Below are 21,379 nucleotides of genomic sequence, written 5' to 3' on the forward strand. Positions count from 1 at the left end.
ATGTCGCTCGCCCACGATGCTCAGATTGCCGTTCGACCCGCCGCCGTGGCGCAACGCCCGACGCGGACATGGCCGGAAGTCAACAATCCCGCCGCCTGGATCGTCGCGGCCATTCTCCTGATCATGCCGCTGATCGCCAACGGCTTCTTCCTGATCGAGATCTTCGCCTCCACCTTGATCCTCGGCACCATCGCGCTGAGCCTGATGTTCCTCGCCGGGTACGGCGGCATGGTCAGCCTGATGCAGCTCACCATCGCGGGCTTCTCGGCCTATATGGTCGCCGTGTTCGGCGTCAGCGGCAACGCCAATATCAGCCTGGGCTGGCCGTGGTGGCTCGCGGTGCCGATGGCGCTGGCGCTGGCGACCGCCTTCGGCACGCTCGGCGGCGCGCTCGCGGTGCGCACCGAAGGCATCTACACCATCATGATCACGCTCGCGATCGGCGCTGCCTTCTATTATTTCACCAACCAGAACTGGGCGATCTTCAACGGCCATACCGGCATCAATACCGTGGCCACGCCGCACTTCTGGGGCGTGAACTGGCGCGCCGACATCCCCTTCTATTACATCGTGCTCGCGGTCGCCGCGCTCTGCTATTTCGCCGTCGAATACCTCTCGCGCGCGCCCTTCGGCTTGGCCCTCCAGGGCGTGCGCGACAATCCGAGGCGCATGGCCGCGCTCGGCTTCAACGTCAACGCCCACCGCGTCGCAGCCTATGCGTTTGCCTCCTTCGTGGCCGCACTCGCTGGTGTGCTCCAGGTCTGGAACTACCGCCAGATCTCGCCGGGCTCGGTCAGCGTCGGCGCCTGCATCGACGTGCTGATCATCGCGGTCGTCGGCGGCATCACGCGCCCGATCGGCCCTTTTATCGGCGCGCTGATCTTCGTGCTGCTGCGCACCTTCGCACTCGACTTCCTGGTCCGGCTCGGCCTCGACGGCAACCGCTTCCGCCTCCTGATCGGGCTCGGCTTCCTCGCCATCGTGTTCTGGTCCTCGGACGGCGTGATCGGCCTGTGGCAGCGCTGGCGCCAGCGACAGCGTCGCGGCGCCGACTCAACCGGTGGAAGGCGCAGCCATGGATAGCGTTGCCCGGCGCCTCTCCGCCGTCGGCGCCGGCGCAGCGCTGGAGCTGCGCGGCGTGACGCGCATGTTCGGCGCGCTGGCGGCGCTGACCGACGTCACCATCACCGTACGACCCGGCGAGCGGCGCGCCGTGCTCGGCTCCAACGGTGCCGGCAAGACCACGCTGTTCAACTGCATCACCGGCGACTTCCCGCCCTCGTCCGGAACCATCCGCTTCTTCGGCGAGGACGTCACGCATTTCCCGCCCTATGAGCGCATCCGGCGCGGGCTGCGCCGGACCTACCAGATCTCCGCGCTGTTCCCCGGCCTCACCGTGCAGGACAACGTCTATCTCGCCTGCCGCGGGGTCTCGCGCGGGCGCTTCTCGTTCCTGCGACCGGGACAGAACGATGCGCTGATGCATGCGGCCGATAATCTGGTCCAGGCCGTGCATCTATCCGCCGTGAAGGACCAGCGCGTGGCCGAGCTCGCCCACGGCCAGCAGCGCCAGCTCGAGATCGCGCTCGCGCTCGCCGGCGCGCCGCGCTTCGTCCTGTTCGATGAGCCGGCAGCGGGCCTGTCGCCGACCGAACGCGCCGAGCTGATCGAGATCCTGACCTCGCTGCCGGCGCATATCGGCTACATCATCATCGAGCACGACATGGACGTGGCGCTGCGCGTCGTCGAGAGCGTCACGATGATGCACAACGGCCGCGTCTTCAAGGAGGGCCTGCCGCAGGAGATCCAGTCCGATCCTGAAGTGCAGGAGCTCTATCTCGGAGGCGGCCATGAATGAGGCCCGCCGCTCCAGCGCCGCGCTCGAGGTCCGCGGCCTCGACGTCTATTATGGCCACTCCCACGCGCTGCAAGGCGTCGACCTCACGCTGGAGAGCGGCGTGTTCTCCGTCGTCGGCCGCAACGGCATGGGCAAGACCACGCTGTGCAAGGCGATCATGGGCCTCGTCGGCGTGAGCGGCGGCTCGATCCGCGTCCGCGGCGAGGATGTCACCCGGCGGCCGCCGGCCCAGATCGCGCGGCTCGGCGTCGGCTACGTGCCGCAGGGCCGTCGGCTCTGGCGATCGCTCAGCGTCGACGAGCATTTGCGACTCTCCGGCGGGCTGCGGCCGGGCGTCTGGACCGTCGAGCGCATCTACGACACATTCCCGCGCCTCGCCGAGCGCAAGGGCCATGGCGGCGGCCAGCTCTCCGGCGGCGAGCAGCAGATGCTGGCGATATCGCGCGCGCTGCTCACCAATCCGCATCTGCTCATCATGGACGAGCCGACCGAAGGCCTCGCGCCCGTCATCGTCGCGCAAGTCGAGGAGATGTTGCTGCGGCTCGGTGACGACGGCGACATGGCCGTGCTCGTGATCGAGCAGAACATCGGCGTCGCCACCGCGATCTCGCGCAACGTCGCGATCATGGTCAACGGCCGCATCAACCGCATCATCGACTCCGCGCGCCTTGCCGCCGACCGCGAGCTGCAGCAGCGGCTGCTCGGCGTCGGGCTTCACGCCGAGCTCGAGCCCGATATCGACATCCCCGCGTCCGGCCCCGAGGCGAAGCCCGCGCCGGCACCACGCCGCGACGGGCCGGTCCGCATCTACGTTTCCAACCCGACGCTGCCGACGCGATGGTCGCAACCGGTGCCGATCGCTCGCATCGAGGCAGCGGCGCGGACACTCTCCACCCAGGTCGCACGGCTCGACGAGACGGCGCGGCGCAAGCGCGAGCCGGCGGCGGCGCAAGCCTCGGGCCCACCGGTGGTGCTGGTCGTCGGCACGCTCGACACCAAGGGCCAGGAGCTGCGCTTCATCCGCGACATCATCGCCGAAAGCGGCCTGCGCACGCGGCTGGTCGACGTCTCGACCAGTGGCAGGCATTCATCCTGCGATGTCTCCGCGCAGGAGATCGCCCTGAACCACGGTCGCGGCGGCTCCGCCGTGTTCGGCACGGACCGTGGTGCCGCCGTCACCGCGATGGCGGATGCATTTACCAATTGGATGCGACGCCAGGGCAATGTCGCCGGCGTGATCTCGGCCGGCGGCTCGGGCGCGGCCTCGCTGGTCGCCCCGGGCATGCGCACGCTGCCCATCGGCGTGCCCAAGCTGATCATCTCCTCCGTCGCATCAGGCGATGTCGGGCCCTATGTCGGCCCCGCCGATATCACCATGATGTACTCGGTCACCGACGTGCAGGGGCTGAACTCGATCTCGCGCGCGGTGCTCGCCAACGGGGCCCATGCGCTCGCCGGCATGGTTAAGGCGCGGCTCGACACGCGTGCCGCAACGGCGCGCGAGGCCGGCGGGCTGCCCGCAATCGGCATCACCATGTTCGGCGTGACGACGCCGGCCGTGCAGAAGATCACCGCCGACCTACGCGACGACTTCGAATGCCTGGTGTTCCACGCCACCGGCGTCGGCGGACGCTCGATGGAGAAGCTCGTCGAGTCCGGCCAGCTCGCCGGCGTGATCGACCTCACCACGACCGAGATCTGCGATCTCTTGATGGGCGGCGTGTTTCCGGCGATCGATGACCGCTTCGGGGCGATCATCCGCAGCCGCCTGCCCTATGTGGGCTCGGTCGGCGCACTCGACATGGTCAATTTCGGTGCGCCGGATACCATTCCCGAACGCTATCGTGGCCGCAAGTTCCACGTCCACAATCCGCAAGTGACGCTGATGCGGACGACCGCCGAGGAGAACGAGCGCATGGGCCGCTGGATCGCCGATCGGCTCAACCAGATGGACGGCCCTGTGCGTTTCTTCCTCCCCGAGGGTGGCGTCTCAGCCCTCGACGCGCGCGGCCAGCCGTTCTGGGATCCGGATGCCGACGCCGCACTGTTTCGCACGCTGGAGCGGACCGTGCGGCAGACCGGCAACCGCCAGCTCGTTCGCACGCCCAAGAACATCAACGATCCCGATTTCGCCGCCGCCATCGTCAGTGCGTTCCGAACCCTGTTCGGCCGCACCGGCGCGCGGCGGAGGCTAGCGAGGTGAGCGATGGCCAGATTTGAACGCGCAGCCCTCCTGAAGAAGTTTCGCGACATGGCGAGGCGCGGCGTGCCGATCGTTGGTGGAGGTGCTGGCACCGGGCTGTCGGCCAAATGCGAGGAAGCTGGCGGCGTCGATCTCATCGTCATCTACAATTCCGGCCGCTATCGCATGGCCGGCCGCGGCTCGCTCGCTGGCCTGATGGCCTACGGCGACGCCAATGCCATCGTGCTGGAGATGGCCTGCGAAGTGCTCCCTGTGGTCGACCAGACCCCCGTGCTGGCGGGCGTCAACGGCACCGATCCCTTCCGCGACATGGATGTCTTCCTCGACCAGCTGAAGGCGCTTGGTTTCGCAGGCGTCCAGAACTTTCCGACCGTCGGGCTGATCGACGGCACCTTCCGCGCCAATCTCGAGGAGACCGGCATGTCCTATGCGCTCGAGATCGACATGATCGCAAAGGCGCACGACAAGGACATGCTGACCACGCCCTACGTGTTCAGCGAGAAGGAAGCCGCCGCGATGGCGATCGCCGGCGCCGACATCATCGTCTGCCACATGGGCCTGACGACCGGCGGCACGATCGGTGCGCACACCGCGCCAAAGCTCGGGGACTGCCCCGCGCGTATCGACACCTGGGCTTCCGCAGCGCTCAGTGTCAATCCAGACATCCTGGTACTCGCGCATGGCGGTCCGATCGCGGATCCCGCCGACGCCGATTTCATTATGAAGAACACCCGCCACTGCCATGGCTTCTACGGCGCCTCCTCGATGGAGCGACTGCCGGTTGAGCGGGCGCTGACGGAGCAGGTACGTCAATTCAAGGCGATCGGCGCGCGGTAACGCCGAAAGGACGAGGGAGGGAAGGATGTCGGGCAATCTGGTCGGTGAATTGATCCTCTGGCTGATCGTCGCGATCATCGTGATCGTGGTTGGCGTCTACATCGTGAACTGGCTCTATCATCGCTCCTCCAAGGAGACGTCGTTCGTCCGGACGGGTTTCCTCGGCGAACGCGTGGTGATCAATGGCGGCGCCTTCGTGCTGCCATTCATCCACGATTACACGCCGGTCAACATGAACGTGTTGCCGATGGGGGTCGTCCGCTCCAGACAGGATGCCGTGATCACCCGCGACCGCATGCGGGTCGACATCGAGGCCGACTTCTACGTCCGGGTGCAGCCGACCCGCGAAGCGGTCTCGATCGCCGCGGCGACGCTCGGCCGCCGCACCATGGCGCCGGAGCAACTTCATGCGCTGCTCGCCGGCAAGTTCATCTCTGCGATTCGCTCGGTCGCCTCCGAAATGACCATGGAGGAGATGCACGAGCGGCGCGGCGACTATGTCGCGCGCGTCAAGACCGAAGCGGCGGAAGCCCTTGCCCAGAACGGCCTCGAACTGGAATCGGTCGCCATCACCGATCTCGACCAGACCGATCTCGAATTCTTCAATCCCTCGAACCGGTTCGACGCCGAAGGTCTGACCCAGTTAATGCAGGACATCGAGGCCAAGCGGAAGCTGCGCAACGACATCGAGCAGGACTCGATGATCAAGATCCGCGCCCGCAATCTGGAGGCCGAGCGGCAGGCGCTGGAGATCGAGCGCGAGAGCGAGACCGCGCGCCTGGAGCAGGAACGCGACATCGAGATGCGCCGCGCGCTCCAGCGCACCGAGGTTGCCCGCGAACGGGCGCTGCGCGAAACCGAGGCCGAACAGGCGCAGATTTCCGCTCGCGAGGCGATCGAGCGCGCCCGCATCGCCAATGACCAGGCGATTGCGGAAGCCCGCATCGCCTCCGAGCGCGAGACCCGCCAGAGGGAGATCGAGCGGACCCGCACCATCGAGGAAAAGGAGCTGCTGGCGCGCGAGGAGATCGAGAAGACGAGGATCGCCAACCAGCGCTCGATCGACACCACCCGCATTGCCTCCGAGCGCGAGGTGCGCCAGCGCGAGATCGAGCGCATGCGCACGGTGGAGGAAGCCGAGATCGCGGCCCGCGAAGCGATCGAAAAAGCGCGCATCCAGCAGGACCGCGTCGTCACCGACGCCCGCATCGCCAACGAAGAAGAGACGCGCCGCCGCGAGATCGAGCGTACCCGCGCCGTGGACGAGGCCGAGATCGCCGCCCGCGAGGCCACTGAAAAGGCCCGCATCGCGCAGACGCTGATCGTCAATGTCGAGCGCATCTCCTCCGACGAGCGCACCCGCGCCCTGGAGATCCAGCAAGTGCGGACCATCCAGGAGGCCGAGATCGAGGCCCAGCGCGCGGTCGAGGCCGCCCGCATCGCCCGCGAGCGGACGCTCGCCGCCGAACGCATCGCCGCCGAGCAGAACACGCGGCAGCTGGAGATCGAGCGCAACCAGGCGCTCGACGTCGCCGGCATTGCCGCGCGCGAGACCACGGAAGCCTCGCGTATCGCGCAGGAGGAGCGCGTGCGCTCGCTGGAGATCGCCCGCAACCGCGCCGTCGAGGAAGCCGACATCGCCTCGCGCGAGGCGATCGAGGCGGCCCGCATCGCCCAGGAAAAGGCGGTTGCGGCCGAGCGGATCCAGGCCGAACGGGAGACGCGCGCGCTCGAGATCGAGCGCACCGGAGCGCTGGAGGCGGCCGAGCTGAAGCAGCGCGACGCCGTCGAGCGCCAGCGCATCACGGTCGATCTGGCGCTCGAAGCCGAGCGCATCAACTCCTCCAAGAAGCGCGAGGTGCTCAACATCGAGCAGAAGAAGGCGATCGAGATCGCCGACGAGGACCGCGTCATCGCCCTCTCCACCAAGCGCTCCGAACGCATCGACGCCGATCGCCAGGTCAAGCAGGCCGAGATCGTCGCGCGCAAGGAGGTCGAGACCACCGACGTCTCGCGCGAGCAGGCGCTGGAAGCGGCCCGCATCGAGCGGCGCCGCGCCATCGAGCAGCTCGAAGTCGCCCGCGTCCAGTCGCTCCAGGAAGCCGAGATCGCCTCGCGCGAGGAGGTCGAGCGTGCCCGCATCGCCTCCGACCGCGGTCTCGACGAAGCCCGCATCGGGCGCGAGCGCGAGCTGCGCAAGCTCGAGGTCAATCGCGAGAAGGAGGTCGAGACCGTCCTGATGGAGAAGGCGATCGCCATCCACACAAAATCCCTGGAAGAGTCCGCAGCCAAGGCGTCTGCCGAGGAAGCGCGGATGCGCGCGACGGAAGCTACCGAGCGCGTCGTCACGGCCCGGGAGAGCGAGATCGCCAAGCGGCGCAAGACCGTCGAAATCCTGCTTGCCGAGAAGCAGGCCGAGGAGACGCGCATCGCGGCCGAAGCCGAGCGCGTGCGCGCGGCGGTCGAGGCCGAGGCGCAGCGGCTGCTCAACGAGGCCGAGAACGTGCTGACCGACCAGGCGCGCTACTCGCTGTTCCGCAGAAAGCTGCTCGACCGCATCGAGGGCATCGTGCGCGAGAGCGTCAAGCCGATGGAGAAGATCGAGGGCATCCGCATTCTCCAGGTCGACGGCCTCAACGGCAACGGCCACGGCAACGGCAATGGCGGCCGCAGCGCCACCGACGAGGTGATCGACTCGGCCCTGCGCTACCGCGTCCAGGCGCCGCTGATCGATTCCATCCTGTCGGACATCGGCGTCGAAGGCGGCAGTCTCGCCAAGATGCCGGGGCTGATCCGCGAAGCTCGCGACATGCAGGGCATCAAGGAGGCCGCGCGCAAGGGCGGCGGAGGTGCTGGCGGTGGCGAGAAGCCGGCGGCCTCCCCGCCCGCGACCGAGGGCGGCGAGCATTCCGAGCGCGGCCCGCGGAAGAAGAGCTGAGGTTTGAGCGATGGCCCGCGTCTACGTCTCCACCGTCGTCAACGCCCGCAACGACCGCGTCTGGGCACGGGTTCGCGATTTCAACGGCCTGCCGAACTGGCATCCGGCCATCGCCGAAAGCCGCATCGAAGGCGGCGAGCCCTCCGACAAGATCGGCTGTGTCAGGGATTTCCGCCTGCGCAACGGCGACCGCATCCGCGAGAAGCTGCTCGGCCTCTCCGATTACGACATGTTCTGCACCTATTCGATCCTGGAATCGCCGATGGGCGTCGAGAACTACGTCGCCACCCTGCGGCTGACGCCCGTCACGGACGGCGACCAGACCTTCGTGGAATGGACCGCTGAGTTCGACTGCGCGCCGGAGCGGGAGACCGAGCTCGTCAGCAACATCGGCGGCGGCGTGTTCCAGGGCGGCTTCGACGCCTTGAAGCGCGTGTTCGGGGGCTGACGTGATCCGACCTGTTTCGATCAAGGCACACTGCGCCCCCTCGCCCCGCTTGCGGGGTCGCTCGCGCTGTGAGGGTTGGGGGGAGGGGGAGCCTCTCCGGGGACGGAGGCAGTTGGACTCGCGGAGACTCCCCCTCACCCGGCGCTTCGCGCCGACCTCTCCCCGCAAGCGGGGCGATGTGAAGAGAACAACAGAGGGCTGACCGTGCCGCATATCGTCAAGAGCACGATCCTGGACGCACCGACCGACGCGGTGTGGGACGTGCTGCGCGATTTCAATGGGCACGACCGCTGGCATCCGGCGGTCGCGACCTCTTCCATCGAGCGTGCGCAATCCTCCGACAAGATCGGCTGCGTCAGGCGTTTCAAGCTCAAGGACGGTTCGGAGCTGCGCGAGCAGCTGCTGGCGCTGTCCGACCTCGAGCAGGCGTTCAGCTACTGCCTGCTCGATACGCCGGTCCCGATGTTCAACTATGTCGCTCACGTCCGGCTGCTGCCGGTCACCGACGGCGACCGCACCTTCTGGCACTGGGAATCGCGATTCACGACGAAGCCGGAAGACAAGGACCGCATCACCCACATGGTCGCCGAAGACATCTATCAGGCAGGGTTCGAGGCGATCCGCCGACATCTGAAGGAGGCCGCATAGCATGGCCGTGACGGTAAAGACTTTTGCGAATGCGAGCGAGGCGGCTGGCGCGCTGTCGTCGGACCGGAGCGCGCGTTATCTCGGCGGCGGCACGCTGGTGATGCGGGCGCTGAACGAAGGCGACGTGTCGATCTCGACGATCGTCCGCGCGCAGGACCAGGCGCTGACCCGGACCGATGCCTCAGGCCCGCGCATCACGCTCGGTGCCGGCGTCACCTTCGCGCGCGTGCTGGCCGAGCGCGACCTCGCCTTCCTGCATGCCCCCGCCCGCTCGATCGGCGGTCCCGCCGTGCGCAACATGGGCACGGTCGGCGGCAATCTGTTCGCGCCCAACCCTTACGGCGATTTCACCGTGGCGCTGCTGGCGCTCGACGCCACGATTGCGGTGCAAGGCGGCTTCGGCTCGCGCGATATTCCGATCGAGGAGTTCCTGCAGGGGCGCGAGCGCCAAGCGGGGACGCTGGTGCTGTCGGTGTCCTGCACGCGGCCCGCCAGCAGCGAGGCGTTCCGTTATCGCAAGATCGCGCGCATCAAGCCGAAGGGCGGCTCGGTGATCACGCTCGCCGCGCATCTGCCGGTCAGCGGCGGCCGGGTCGCCGGCGCGCGGATCGCGCTGGGCTCGATGGCCCCGACCCAGATCCGCGCCCGCGCGGCCGAACGCGCGCTGGAAGGCCGCTCGCTGGATGCGGCTGCCATCGCAGCCGCAGCCTCCGCGGCAAGCGAAGGAACCTCGCCGTCCGACAACGCGCTCGGCAGCGCCTGGTATCGCCGCGAGATCGTCGGCGTACATTTGCGGCGCCTGCTGTCGGGACAGGAATAGCTCGCCATGACAAAAATCCCCCTTCAGTTTCGCCACAACGGCCGCGACGTCGCGATCTTCGTCGACGGCGGCACCAATCTCCTGGTGGCGTTGCGCGAATTGATCGGCGACATGACCCCGAAATTCGGTTGCGGCCAGGGCGGCTGCGGCACTTGCAGCGTGTTGATCGACGGTGAACTTCACCTCTCCTGCCTGACACTAGCCGAGACGGTCTCGGGTCGCTCGATCGAGACCCTCGATGGCATGAAACAGGGCCCGAACCTGCATCCGCTCCAGCGCGCCTTCGCCGACAATTTCGCCGCCCAATGCGGCTATTGCACGCCGGGCATGCTGATGGCCGCAAAGGCGCTGCTCGATCGCAACCCCGCCCCGAGCCGCGAGGAGGTGGTCGAAGCCATCTCGGGCAACATCTGCCGCTGCACCGGCTACGAGCCGATCATCAACGCCATCCTCGCCGCCGCCGGCGGCCGGGTCAGCGCCTAGAGGACGCGACCATGCTGGAACTGCGCAAAGACATCTTCGCCGACGAGCGCGACGACAACCTGAATGAAATCGGCAAGGGCACCCAGCGCCAGGACATGCTCGGCCACATCACGGGCACGTCTAGCTATTTCAACGACCACAAGCTACAGGGCATGCTGCACCTGAAGGTCGTGCGTTCGACTCAAGCGCATGCAAGGCTGCGCCGCATCGATACCACCGAGGCCGAGCGCTCGGCCGGCGTCCGCCGGATCATTCGCGGCGCCGACGTGCCACGCAACCTCAACACGCTGCTCAGCCTGATCAACTTCGGCAAGGACGACGAGCCGTCGCTGGCGGTCGACAAGGTCCGCTACAAGGGCGAGCCGATCCTCGCCATCGTCGCCGACAGCGAGCGCGAGGCGTTCGAAGCCCTCGCAAAGGTTCGCATCGACTACGAGCCGCTGCCGACCGTGTTCGACGTCGAGGACGCGCTCAAGCCCGGTGCCCCCGTAGTCAACGAGACCTATCCGAAGAACGCGTTCATCTATCACGACGTCTACGATCACCAGCGCCTGCGCTTCGGCGATGCCGATGCCGCGCTCGCAACCGCCGACCACGTGCTCGAGCAGCGCTACCAGATGTCGCCGATCGAGCATGCGCCGACCGAGACCAACGGCGCCATCGCCGCGCCCGACACCAACGGCCGCTATGTCGTCTACACCTCGACCCAGGCGCTGTTCTTCTCCGTCGACACCTGCGCCAAAATCCTGGACGTGCCCTCCAACACGTTCCACTTCATCGGCGGCACCGTCGGCGGCGGCTTCGGCGGCAAGGTGGACACCTTGACCGAGCCGCTTGCGATCCTCGGCGCGATGCTGACCGGACGTCCCGTCCGCTACGTATTCGGGCGCGAGGAGGAGATGCAATACGGTCCGCCGCGCGGCGCCGAGCGCATCTACATCAAGGACGGCGTCATGCGCGACGGCCGCATCGTCGCGCGCAAAATCCGCGCTTATTTCGACAGCGGCGCCTATACGCGGCTGTCGAGCTATGCCGCCGTGAAATGCGCCGCGCATCTGCCGGGGCCCTACACCATCCCGAACGTCTATGGCGACGTCTATTGCGTCTTCACCAACCGGACGCCGGCCACCGCCATGCGCGGCTTCGGCGTCACCGCAATGGATTTTGCCATCGAATGCCAGATGGACAAGCTCGCTCATCTTGTCGGCATGGATCCCATGGAGTTCCGGATCCTGAACGCCTATCGCGACGGCGACATGAAGGCGCATCGGCGCGAGGCCAAGAACACCGCGCTGATCGAGTGCGTCCAGGTTGCGGCGGAAAAAGCCAAATGGCCGATCCGCGACGAGTTCAGGCGCGCCTCCTCGCGCAAGGACGGCGGCGGCAGCCGCGCCGCGATCCCGCCGACGCCGGGGGATGCGCGTCCGAGACCGACGACTCCGGCACAGCAGCGCACCAGCTACGATCGGCTCCCGCCCACCGTCACCCGCGAACCGCCGCGCGAGCCACCGCCGCCGGCGCCGCCACCTCCTCCGCCGCGGCCAGCCGCGCCTTCACACGGCGCGACCCGCTTCTCCTCCGTGTTCGGCACCAGGAGGCGCTAGATGACCAGGCATCGCGGACGCGGCATGGCGTCGATCAATTATCCCATCGGCATGAACCTCGGCGGCGATCCGAGCCAGGCGCTGGTGCATTCCAACCCGAGCGGCAAGTTTACCGTGGCGCTGTCGTCGATCGACCTCGGCCAGGGCATGAAATCGGTGACGCGGCAAATCTGTGCGGAGACGCTGGGCGTGCCCGTCGAGGACGTCTACGTCGACACCGCCGATTCCGACACCGGCCCGCACTGCATGGGCTCGTTCGCCTCGCGCGGCACCCATCGCGTCGGCAACGCCGTGATGGCCGCCGCCCGGGAGGCGCGCGGCGTGATGATGGAGGCCGCCGCCGAGGAGCTCGAGGTCAACGCCGCCGATCTCGAAACCGACGGCCGCGGCAATATCCACGTCAAGGGCGCGCCGCACCGTTCGATCTCGACAAAGGACGTCGCCATTGCCGCGCAGTTCAAGCAGGGCAAGACCATCTCCGGACGCGGCATCTTTCTTGTGCCGCTGTCGGACGTCGATCCCGAAACCGGCGAGATGTCGCCGGCAACCTGCTATGCCCATGCCTGCCTCGTCGCCGAGGTCGAGGTCGATGACGAGACCGGCGAGATCGCGATGGTCCGGATGGACTCCGCCTACGAGCTCGGCCGCGCGCTCAATCCGCGGCTGGTCGAGCAGCAGCTCGTCGGGGGCGCCTGGATGGGCGTCAGTCACGCGCTCTACGAGACGCCGGAGCCGTATTATCCCGATCCCGTCCACGGCCCGCGCGACTTCGTCGAGTATCTGATGCCCGGCCCCGGCGACATCTGCCCGCACGACATCGCGGTGCTGGAACGCCCCGCGCCTGATGGTCCGTTCGGAGGAAAAGGCCCCGGCGAGATGTGCGCCAATCCGGTGCTGCCGGCCGTTGCCAATGCGATCTTCAACGCCGTCGGGGTGCGCATCGACGACCTGCCGATCACGCCCGAGAAAGTGCTGCGGGCGATCAAGGCACAGGGCGGCGCGCGGCCGCAGGCGCGGCGCTGAGGCGGGTTCATGGCGGTTCGCAGCAACATCGTCGGCATCGACAGCCCGGAGGCGCTGGAGAAAGCGCTGCGCGCGGCCTATTACCTCGCCGACGAGGGCCTTGCGACCGCCGCCTATCTCGGGCTTGCGCTGGGCAAGCCGCTGCTGCTGGAAGGCGCGCCCGGCGTCGGCAAGACGGAGGCGGCAAAGGCAATAGCTGCCGTGCTCGGCCGCCGCCTGATCCGCCTGCAATGCTATGAGGGCATCGACGCGTCTGCCGCGCTCTATGAGTGGAACTATCCGCGCCAGATGCTGGCGATCCGCCAGGCCGGCGATGAGAGCATCGACATCTATGGCGAGACCTTCCTGATCGAGCGGCCGATGCTGGCCGCGCTGCGCGCGCCTGATTCCACCGTGCTCCTGATCGACGAAATCGACCGCGCCGACCAGGAGTTCGAGGCCTTCCTGCTCGAATTCCTCTCCGACTTCCAGATCTCCATTCCCGAGCGCGGCACGGTGCGCGCCGCCGAGCGGCCGGTCGTCGTACTCACCTCCAACCGGACGCGCGATCTGCACGAGGCATTGCGCCGCCGCTGCGTCTATCACTGGATCGACTATCCCAGCGCCGAGCGGGAGGCGCGGATCATCATGATGCGCGCATCCAGCGTCGCCGAGGCCACGGCCCGCGCCGTCGTCGCTGCCGTCGAGAGATTGCGGCGCGAACCGCTGAGCAAGGCGCCCGGCATCGCCGAAGCCGTCGACTGGGCCGAGGCCGCGACCCTCCTCAACAAGGGCGGCGCGCGCTGGCCTGATGCCTTCAAACGTTCGATCGGCGTCGCGCTGAAGGACGAAGAAGACCTGCACTTCATTGCGCCGCGGCTCGATGCCATGCTCGCGGAGGCGACCGCATGAGCACCGAGCTGCAGCTTCCACGCGCTGCCCGCACCTTTGTTTCCTTCGTCGCGCTGCTGCGCGCCAACGGCTTCGCCGTGGCGCCGGAGCAGACCACCGCGTTCCTCGCCGCGATCGCGCTGCTGGGACCGCGCAACCTCGACGACATCAAGCAATCTGCGCTCGCCACCCTCGCTCCGCCGCCCGAGCGCCGCGCCACCTTCGACCGGCTGTTCGACCTCCATTTCCGTGGCGGCGAGGCGATCGAGCATGCCGAAGACGGCGAGGACGACGAGACCGTCCGGCTCCAGGAGGAAGGTCGCGGCGACGAGGAGCCCCTGCTCTCCGATGACGCGAGCGAGTCCGGCCTGACCGCGACGCGCACCGAGGCGCTGGTCGAGCGCCGCTTCGCGCAGCTCTCCACGACCGATGCGCTGCGGCGCCTGGCACGCGAGGCCCCGCGGCGCCTGCCGCGACGGCGTGGGCACCGCCGCACGCGGGCGCGCCGCGGCCCCTTCGCCGACCTCCGCCGCACCTTGCGCGACAGCGTCCGCAGCGACGGCGAGATCCTGCGCCTCGGCCACATGAAGCGGCGCCAGCGCCCGCGCAAGATCCTGCTGCTGATCGACGTCTCCGGCTCGATGAAAAGCCGCACCGAGGAGAACATGAGGCTGGCGCATGCGCTGGTGCAGGCCGCGCCTGACGTCGAGGTCTTCACCTTCGGCACGCGCCTGACCCGTGTCACCCGCGCGCTGCGGCTGAAACGCCGCGAGCAGGCGCTGAGCGCCGCAGCGCATCTGGTCAGCGACTGGGACGGCGGCACCCGCATCGGCGACGCGCTGCAGGCGTTCCTGGCGGTCCCACGGTTCGGCGGCTACGCCCGCGGCGCCGCCGTGATCATCGTGTCGGACGGGCTCGAGCGCGGCGAGCCAGATGCCCTTCGCGACGCGGTCGCGAAATTATCGCGGCGGGCCTGGCGCCTGAGCTGGCTGACGCCCCTCGCGACAGGCCCCGGCTTCCGCCCGCAAACCGAAGCGCTCGTCGCGATCGAGCGCTTCGTCGACGATCTCGTGGACGGCGGATCGAGCGCCTCGATCGTCGCTCATGTCCTGGCACTGGGAAGGAGAGCGGCGTGAACGATATTGTCGACGGCCATCACCACATCTGGCGGCAGGCCGATCTGCCCTGGCTGACCGGTCCGATGCAGCCGCGCATATTCGGCCCCTACGAGCCGATCCGCCGCGACTACCCGATCCAGGAATATCTCGACGATCTCGAGGACAGCGGCGTCACCCGGTCCGTCTATGTGCAGACCAACTGGGCGCCCGAGCATTTCGAGGAGGAAGCAGCCTGGGTGCAGCGCACCTCCGACGAGCACGGCTGGCCGCACGCGATCGTCGCCTACGCCGATTTCGCGGCCGACGACGTCCGCCCGCAGCTCGACCGCCTCAAGCGTTATCCACTGCTGCGCGGCGTGCGCATGCAGCTACACTGGCATGAGAACCCGCTCTATCGCTTCGCGGCGCGACCGGATCTCTGCGCCGATCCCGTGATCCGTCGCAACGTCGCGCGTCTTTCCGGCTACGGCTGGAGCTTCGATTTGCAGGTCTTCACGCCGCAAATGCCGGATGCTGCACAGCTCGCCGAGTCCTGCCCCGACGTGACGTTCATCCTGCAGCATGCCGGCATGCTCGAGGATCTCTCGCCCTCGGGGCGCGCAGCGTGGCGCGCCGGGATGGCCCGGCTCGCGGCCTGTCCGAACGTTGTCTCGAAGCTCTCGGGTCTCGGCACCTTCATCCATCGCAACGATCCCGCGCATATCGCCGCCGTGCTCACCGACACCGTCGCGATCTTCGGCGCCGAGCGCTGCCTGTTCGGCTCCAATTTCCCGATCGAGAAATTGTGGACCAGTTATCGCGAGCTAGTCGGAGCCTTTCGCGCAGCAGCCGCCCCGTTCAGTGCGGAGCAGCAGGACGCGATCTTCAGGACGACGGCGACGCGCGTCTATCGGCTTTGACAGACAAGAAACGAGACAGGAGGGAACCGAATGGCGCTGGAGATCAAGATCCTGGACTACGGCGATATCGAGCTGGAATCGAGCTTCCTGGTGCTCGGCCGCGACTGCGGCCGCACCCGCCGCGTCCTCACCCTCGGCTTCCTGATCCTCGGCGGCCCCTATCCGGTCGTGGTCGACACCGGCTATCGCTCCAATCAGATCATGGAGACGCTGGGCATGCGGGGTCTCCAGTATCATGAGAACATGATCGAGAACCAGCTCGCGCGCCACGGCGTCCGCATGGGCGACGTTCGCTTCGTCTGCCACACGCACCTGCACATCGACCATGCCGGCAAGGACGATCTGTTCCCGATGAACACGACCGTCGTGCTCAACCGCAAGGAGCTCGAATATTCCGTCTCCGGCCTGATGCATCCGCAATATCCGGCGCCCGACATCAAGCACCTGATCGACCGCCTGCACACCAAGAGCGCGCTGCGCTTCCTGGATCTCGAGATCACCGGACCGATCGAGCTGATGCCCGGCGTCTATTGCGACGCCGCCAACGCGCACACCGAGGGCTCGATGAATATCATCGTCCACACAGCCGACGGCATTGCGACCATCTGCGGCGATGTGATCTACGACTTCAACGATCAGATCGTCACGCCTTTCCATGAAATACACGATTGGGAGCCGCGCACCACCGGCAACCATGGCACCACCAAGCGCGCAGAGAAGGCGGCCATCAAGAAGCTTCTCAGCAATTCGCGCTACCTGCTCCCGGTACACGACCGGCCCGCCAAGATCGAAGGCGGCAACGTCGTGGGTCGGCTGCATGATCAGGTCCCCGGCCCGATCGTACAGTCCCTCCCCCAGCGCAACTGGTTCCCGGCTTAAGGTTATCGAGGATCGACCGATGACGCATGTGACGTTGCGAAGCGAGTTCGAGACCCTGATCGACCCCTATGCGCCGGTCGCACAGATCGGCACCGGCTTCGACTTCACGGAAGGGCCGATCTGGCATCCGGTCGATCATTATCTGCTGTTCTCGGACATGCCGGCCGACCTGCGCAGGCGCTGGGATGCGCGGCGCGGCGTCGTCGAGGTCAAGCATCCCTCGAACAAGTGCAACGGAATGACCTATGATGCCGAGCTCAATCTGATCGTCTGCGAGCACGCGACCTCGTCGCTGGTCCGCGAACGCACCGACGGACGGCGCGAGGTGCTGGCCTCGCATTTCGGCGGCCAGGAGCTGAACAGCCCCAACGACGTCTGCGTGCACTCATCCGGCGCGATCTATTTCTCCGATCCCTGGTATGGCCGCATGCCAGTCTATGGCGTCGAGCGGCCGCGCCAGCTCGGCTTCCAGGGCGTCTATCGCCTCGTGCCCGGCAGCGAGCCGAAGCTCGTGGTCGAGCGCAATCTGTTCGATCAGCCGAACGGGCTGTGCTTCTCGCCTGACGAGCGGCTGCTCTATGTCAACGACACCGTGCAGGCCCTGGTCCGCGTTTTCGACGTCAACGGCGACGGTTCGCTGGCCAATGCACGGGTGTTTGCGAGTGGCATCAAGTCCGAGCTCGAACCCGGTCTGCCCGACGGCATGAAGTGCGACCAGCACGGCAATATCTGGGTCACCGCGCCCGGCGGCGTCTGGGTCTATTCGCCGCGCGGCGAGCTGCTTGGCAAGGTCCGCGTGCCGGAGCTGGTCGCCAACCTCACCTGGGGCGGGCCGGACTTCCGCACGCTCTACCTGACCGCGACGCGTTCGGTCTATGCGATCCCGACCAAGGCCGGTCCGCGGCACGAGCCGTATATGAGCGGCCGGCGAAGCAGCGGTGGCGCAACATCGGGCTCCGCCCCGGCCGCGCCCATTCTCGCCGAGGGTGAGCTGCGGCTCGATCCGCAACGCTGCGCCATGATCATCCAGGATCTCCAGAATGACGTCATCATGGACGGCGGCGCCTTCGCCGAGTCCGGCGCGCCGGGACACGCCAAGCAGCAGCATGTCGTGGAGAATGTGCGGCGCCTGGCAGAAGCCGCACGGGCCCGCGGCGTCGCCATCATCCATGTCTGGTTCGTGGTCGAGCCCGGCGCACCCGGCGTCACGCTGAACGCTCCGCTGTTCGAAGGCCTCGTCGACAGCAAGGCGATGGTGCGCGGGAGTTGGGGCGCGGCCCCGGTTTCAGGCCTCGAGCCACGGCCCGGCGATTTCGTCGTCGAGAAGATGCGCATGAGCGCCTGGGAAGGTACGCGGCTGGAGACGATTCTCAAGGCCACCGGCCGCGACATGATCATCAATACCGGCGCCTGGACCAACATGTCGGTCGAGCACACAGCGCGGACCGGCGCCGACAAGGGCTATTTCATGATCGTGCCCGAGGATTGCTGCTCGACCATGAATGCCGACTGGCACCACGCCTCGATCAACTTCGCCATGCAGAACGTCGCCGTCGTGACCAGAGCCGACACCGTGATCAGAGCGCTGGGATGAGCTGTGGCAAAGCTCCTGCACCTGTCCTGCTCGCCTCGCGCCGAGTCCGTCTCGACGGCCGGCGCCCGCGTCTTTCTCGATGGCTTCCGCCAGGCTCGGCCGGATTGGGACATCGATGTCGTGAACATCTGGCGTGATCGGATGCCTGAGTTCGCCGGTCCGATCGTCGAGGCCAAATACGCACGCATGAAGGCTCAGGGCTTCACCGATGCGCAGCGCGACAGCTTTGCCGAGGCGGAGCGAATGGCACTGCGCTTCTCGCTCGCCGACCGGGTGCTGATCTCGACCCCGATGTGGAACTTCGGCCTCCCCTACAAGCTCAAGCAGTGGTTCGACATCATCGTCCAGCCCGGGCTCACCTTTCGGTTCGATCCGTCACACGGATATTTCCCGCTGCTGCAGGATCGGCCGACGCTGGTGATCATCGCAAGCGGCAGCGATTTTGCCACCGGCATGAACCGCGGCCGCATCGATATGACTACGCCCTACTTGCGGGAAATCCTGCGCTTCATCGGCATCAGAAATGTCCGTTTCGTTCTGATCGGTCCAACCACGGGACCGCAAGCGCCGATCGATGCTGCCCGCGAACGGGCCCATCAACGCCTCGCTGCAATGGCCGCGACCTTCTGAAGCGCGATGAGATGAGTCTTAATCGCTGCAACGACGGTAGTCGGCCCCCTCTCCCGCTTGCGCTAAGGCGTGCACAGAATTTTCTTGCCTTGAGTGAATCGAGTCTGATTCTTTGTAATGCGGTTAAGAAGGATAACCGCATTGAAGGCAGGAATGGATTGGTCGGTCGGCCGTTTTGGAGACGTTCGACTGGCCAAAAGGGGGCGCTGTTGTTGCGGCGCGCCGTCGAACGCGTGACGATGAATCTGCGAGCAGCGGCCGATGGCCGCGCCGAATGGGTCGGCTTCAGCCGGTGGTTGAACAATCCGAGCGTAACGGTGGACGAGATCGTCGGGCATGGCGCAGAGGTGCTGTCGAAGCAGTGTGCAGGCCTGCATGTGCTTGCGATCCAGGACACGACGGAACTGAACTACGCGAGGCATGCGGGCCGGGTCCGCGGCCTTGGCCCTTCCGGGAACGGGATTGACCCAGGCCTGTTTGTGCATCCGGTGTTGGCCGTTGACGCCGGGAGCGGAGCCTTGCTCGGGCTCGCTGGGATGCAGATTTGGACGCGCCAGGGGCCTGCGTCGCCCGATTACCAGAGCCAGCCAATCGAAGAGAAGGAGTCCTATCGTTGGATAAAGAGCGCGGCCGACGCCAAGAGTGCGCTTGCTGCTGCGGCGATGGTCACGGTGGTTGGCGACCGTGAGAGCGACATTTACGAGGAATTTGACCGGATTCCTGACGCACGGACCCATTTGCTTACACGTGCCTGTCGCGATCGCGCCCTGGTGGGCGGCGGAAAGCTGTTTGATATTGCCGAAAGTTGGCCGGTCCAGCATAGCTTCGACTTGGAGGTTCGGGCACAGCCCGGCCGTGCGGCACGAACGGCCAAGATCGCACTGCGCTTTGGCGGGGTGACCATCAAGCGCCCGGCCAACTGCAGCGACCGGAAAGCTGCGCGTCAATTGACGTTGCGCTTGGTTGAAGTGAAGGAACTGGATCCCGTTATCGGGGAGTCGATCCACTGGCGCCTTCTCACCACTCATACGGTGACGACCGTGAAGCAGGCGCTGCAGATCGTTGATTGGTACCGTCAGCGCTGGCACATCGAGCAGTTGTTCCGCACCAGTAAAAGCCAAGGCCTCGACATCGAGAGCAGCCAAGTCGAGGCGGCTGAGGCATTGTTCAAGCTCGCTGCCATCGCGATGACGGCAGCTACCAAGATCATGCAGCTCGTCCTCGCCCGTGATGGCACGGTCGACCGCCCCGCCACCGACGTGGTGCCTCCGGACCAACTGCCGATCCTCGAAATCTTGCAGGTCCAGCTCGAAGGCAGGACTGTCAAGCAAAAGAACCCTCACTCCAAGCACTCTGTCGCATGGCTCGCATGGATCATCGCTCGCCTCGGAGGATGGACCGGCTACGCCTCGGAGCGGCCACCAGGTCCCATCACTATGCGCAGAGGATGGCACCGCTTCAAGCAAATGTCAGCCGGTTGGAGGCTCCGAGATATGTGCACGCCTTAGCCTTGTGGGAGAGGGTGTTTCCGCAATGGGATAATCCCTTAGTGTCTGTCCGGGAACATCTTGAATCATCGGAATCATTTGTGATTCAAGGGTGGCGGTCCGATTCGAAGGGGCGCCCATGTGGACGAAGGAGAACCGCGGTCGTTACGACCGAAGCCGGCTACGCTATCCAAGCGATTTGACTGATGAGGAATGGGCGTTGGTGGAGCCGCTGATTGCGCCAGCCAAGCGAGGCGGCAACAAGCGCACGGTCGATGTGCGCGAGGTGATCAATGGCCTGATGTATGTGCTGAGCACCGGTTGCCAATGGCGAGCGATCCCGAAGGACCTGCCGCCACGCAGCACGGTGCACGACTATTTTGACTTGTGGGCTTGGAACGGCACGCTCGATCGCATCCATCACGCGCTCTATGTACAATGTCGAGAATTGGCCAACCGAGAACCCAGCCCGAGCGCCGCCATCATCGACAGTCAAAGCGTCAAGAGCGCGGAAAAAGGGGGGCGTGGATCGACCCGCATGGCTACGATGCGGGCAAGAAGATCAAGGGCAAGAAGCGCCACATCCTAGTCGATACTCAAGGCTTGCTGCTCCACGCCCTCGTGCATTCGGCGGACATCCAGGATCGTGACGGTGGGGTGCTGGTGATGGCCACGCTGTTTGGCCTGCATCCATTCCTGCTGAAGCTTTATGCTGACGGCGGCTATCAGGGGCCGATCTTTCAGTCCGCCGTTCGCAAAATCCTCCGGCAAATCGACGTCGAGATCGTCAAGCGCTCCGATACAGCAAAGAGTTTTGCGATCTTGCCCAAGCGATGGATCGTCGAACGCACCATCGCCTGGCTCAACCGCTGCCGCCGTTTGGCCAAGGATTGGGAGTGCCTCAACCGAAAGGCATTGGCGTTCTTGCGCCTCGCCTCAATCCGCCTCATGCTGCGAAAGCTCTGCCAAAAAACAGCATGATCCCGGACAGACTCTTAGAGGAGAAAGCCCTCACCCGCGCCGGAGCCTGTCATCGGGCG

Annotated in this window: 18 protein-coding genes and 1 pseudogene; all 19 read left to right on the plus strand. The window is 66.4% G+C overall.

Features of this window, described 5'->3' with window-relative positions; all coding sequences use genetic code 11:
- Positions 1 to 1,083, plus strand: a complete 1,083-nt coding sequence (locus IVB23_RS06045) for a branched-chain amino acid ABC transporter permease (protein WP_247802936.1) — start codon at positions 1 to 3, stop codon at positions 1,081 to 1,083.
- Positions 1,076 to 1,858: an ABC transporter ATP-binding protein gene (locus IVB23_RS06050; RefSeq protein WP_061882135.1), complete on the plus strand. Its 783-nt coding sequence runs from the start codon at positions 1,076 to 1,078 to the stop codon at positions 1,856 to 1,858. The genes IVB23_RS06045 and IVB23_RS06050 overlap by 8 nt, the downstream gene beginning before the upstream one ends.
- Positions 1,851 to 4,061 (plus strand): ABC transporter permease, encoded by a 2,211-nt coding sequence (locus tag IVB23_RS06055; RefSeq protein WP_061882134.1) that lies wholly within the window; start codon positions 1,851 to 1,853, stop codon positions 4,059 to 4,061. Before IVB23_RS06050 ends, IVB23_RS06055 begins: the two co-directional genes overlap by 8 nt.
- Positions 4,062 to 4,064: 3 nt before the next feature.
- A complete protein-coding gene (locus IVB23_RS06060) occupies positions 4,065 to 4,898 on the plus strand; it encodes a phosphoenolpyruvate hydrolase family protein (protein WP_061882133.1) in 834 nt (277 codons plus the stop codon).
- A 25-nt stretch (positions 4,899 to 4,923) separates the two neighbouring features.
- The gene (locus tag IVB23_RS06065; protein WP_197965522.1) at positions 4,924 to 7,836 is read left to right on the plus strand and encodes a flotillin family protein; all 2,913 of its coding nucleotides are present in this window, start codon (positions 4,924 to 4,926) and stop codon (positions 7,834 to 7,836) included.
- A 10-nt stretch (positions 7,837 to 7,846) separates the two neighbouring features.
- On the plus strand, positions 7,847 to 8,284 hold the full coding sequence (locus tag IVB23_RS06070; RefSeq protein WP_061882131.1) for an SRPBCC family protein: 438 nt from the start codon (positions 7,847 to 7,849) through the stop codon (positions 8,282 to 8,284).
- Positions 8,285 to 8,488: 204 nt separating this feature from the next.
- Complete coding sequence (locus tag IVB23_RS06075; protein WP_061882130.1) at positions 8,489 to 8,932, plus strand: SRPBCC family protein; 444 nt, start codon at positions 8,489 to 8,491, stop codon at positions 8,930 to 8,932.
- Between the two features lies 1 nt (position 8,933).
- A complete protein-coding gene (locus tag IVB23_RS06080) occupies positions 8,934 to 9,752 on the plus strand; it encodes an FAD binding domain-containing protein (RefSeq protein WP_247802937.1) in 819 nt (272 codons plus the stop codon).
- A gap of 6 nt (positions 9,753 to 9,758) precedes the next feature.
- Positions 9,759 to 10,235: a (2Fe-2S)-binding protein gene (locus IVB23_RS06085; RefSeq protein WP_247802938.1), complete on the plus strand. Its 477-nt coding sequence runs from the start codon at positions 9,759 to 9,761 to the stop codon at positions 10,233 to 10,235.
- A gap of 11 nt (positions 10,236 to 10,246) precedes the next feature.
- Positions 10,247 to 11,839 (plus strand): molybdopterin cofactor-binding domain-containing protein, encoded by a 1,593-nt coding sequence (locus IVB23_RS06090; protein ID WP_247802939.1) that lies wholly within the window; start codon positions 10,247 to 10,249, stop codon positions 11,837 to 11,839.
- Positions 11,840 to 12,862, plus strand: coding sequence for a molybdopterin cofactor-binding domain-containing protein (locus IVB23_RS06095; RefSeq protein ID WP_061882126.1), 1,023 nt, complete (start codon positions 11,840 to 11,842; stop codon positions 12,860 to 12,862).
- A gap of 9 nt (positions 12,863 to 12,871) precedes the next feature.
- Positions 12,872 to 13,753 (plus strand): MoxR family ATPase, encoded by an 882-nt coding sequence (locus tag IVB23_RS06100; RefSeq protein ID WP_172784497.1) that lies wholly within the window; start codon positions 12,872 to 12,874, stop codon positions 13,751 to 13,753.
- Positions 13,750 to 14,868: a VWA domain-containing protein gene (locus tag IVB23_RS06105; protein ID WP_247802940.1), complete on the plus strand. Its 1,119-nt coding sequence runs from the start codon at positions 13,750 to 13,752 to the stop codon at positions 14,866 to 14,868. The genes IVB23_RS06100 and IVB23_RS06105 overlap by 4 nt, the downstream gene beginning before the upstream one ends.
- A complete protein-coding gene (locus IVB23_RS06110; protein WP_247802941.1) occupies positions 14,865 to 15,749 on the plus strand; it encodes an amidohydrolase family protein in 885 nt (294 codons plus the stop codon). Before IVB23_RS06105 ends, IVB23_RS06110 begins: the two co-directional genes overlap by 4 nt.
- Before the next feature lie 30 nt (positions 15,750 to 15,779).
- The gene (locus IVB23_RS06115; RefSeq protein WP_212256637.1) at positions 15,780 to 16,628 is read left to right on the plus strand and encodes an MBL fold metallo-hydrolase; all 849 of its coding nucleotides are present in this window, start codon (positions 15,780 to 15,782) and stop codon (positions 16,626 to 16,628) included.
- A 19-nt stretch (positions 16,629 to 16,647) separates the two neighbouring features.
- A complete protein-coding gene (locus IVB23_RS06120) occupies positions 16,648 to 18,222 on the plus strand; it encodes an isochorismatase family protein (RefSeq protein ID WP_247802942.1) in 1,575 nt (524 codons plus the stop codon).
- Positions 18,223 to 18,225: 3 nt separating this feature from the next.
- Positions 18,226 to 18,852 carry an NAD(P)H-dependent oxidoreductase gene (locus tag IVB23_RS06125; protein WP_247802943.1) on the plus strand — a complete coding sequence of 209 codons (627 nt, stop codon included), beginning with the start codon at positions 18,226 to 18,228 and terminating at the stop codon, positions 18,850 to 18,852.
- 89 nt (positions 18,853 to 18,941) lie between these two features.
- Positions 18,942 to 20,360, plus strand: coding sequence for an IS4 family transposase (locus IVB23_RS06130; protein ID WP_247802944.1), 1,419 nt, complete (start codon positions 18,942 to 18,944; stop codon positions 20,358 to 20,360).
- A 118-nt stretch (positions 20,361 to 20,478) separates the two neighbouring features.
- Positions 20,479 to 21,320: pseudogene (locus tag IVB23_RS06135) on the plus strand (IS5 family transposase).
- Positions 21,321 to 21,379 lie beyond the last annotated feature (59 nt).

The sequence above is a fragment of the Bradyrhizobium sp. 191 genome (assembly GCF_023100985.1).
GTDB classification, from domain to species: domain Bacteria; phylum Pseudomonadota; class Alphaproteobacteria; order Rhizobiales; family Xanthobacteraceae; genus Bradyrhizobium; species Bradyrhizobium diversitatis.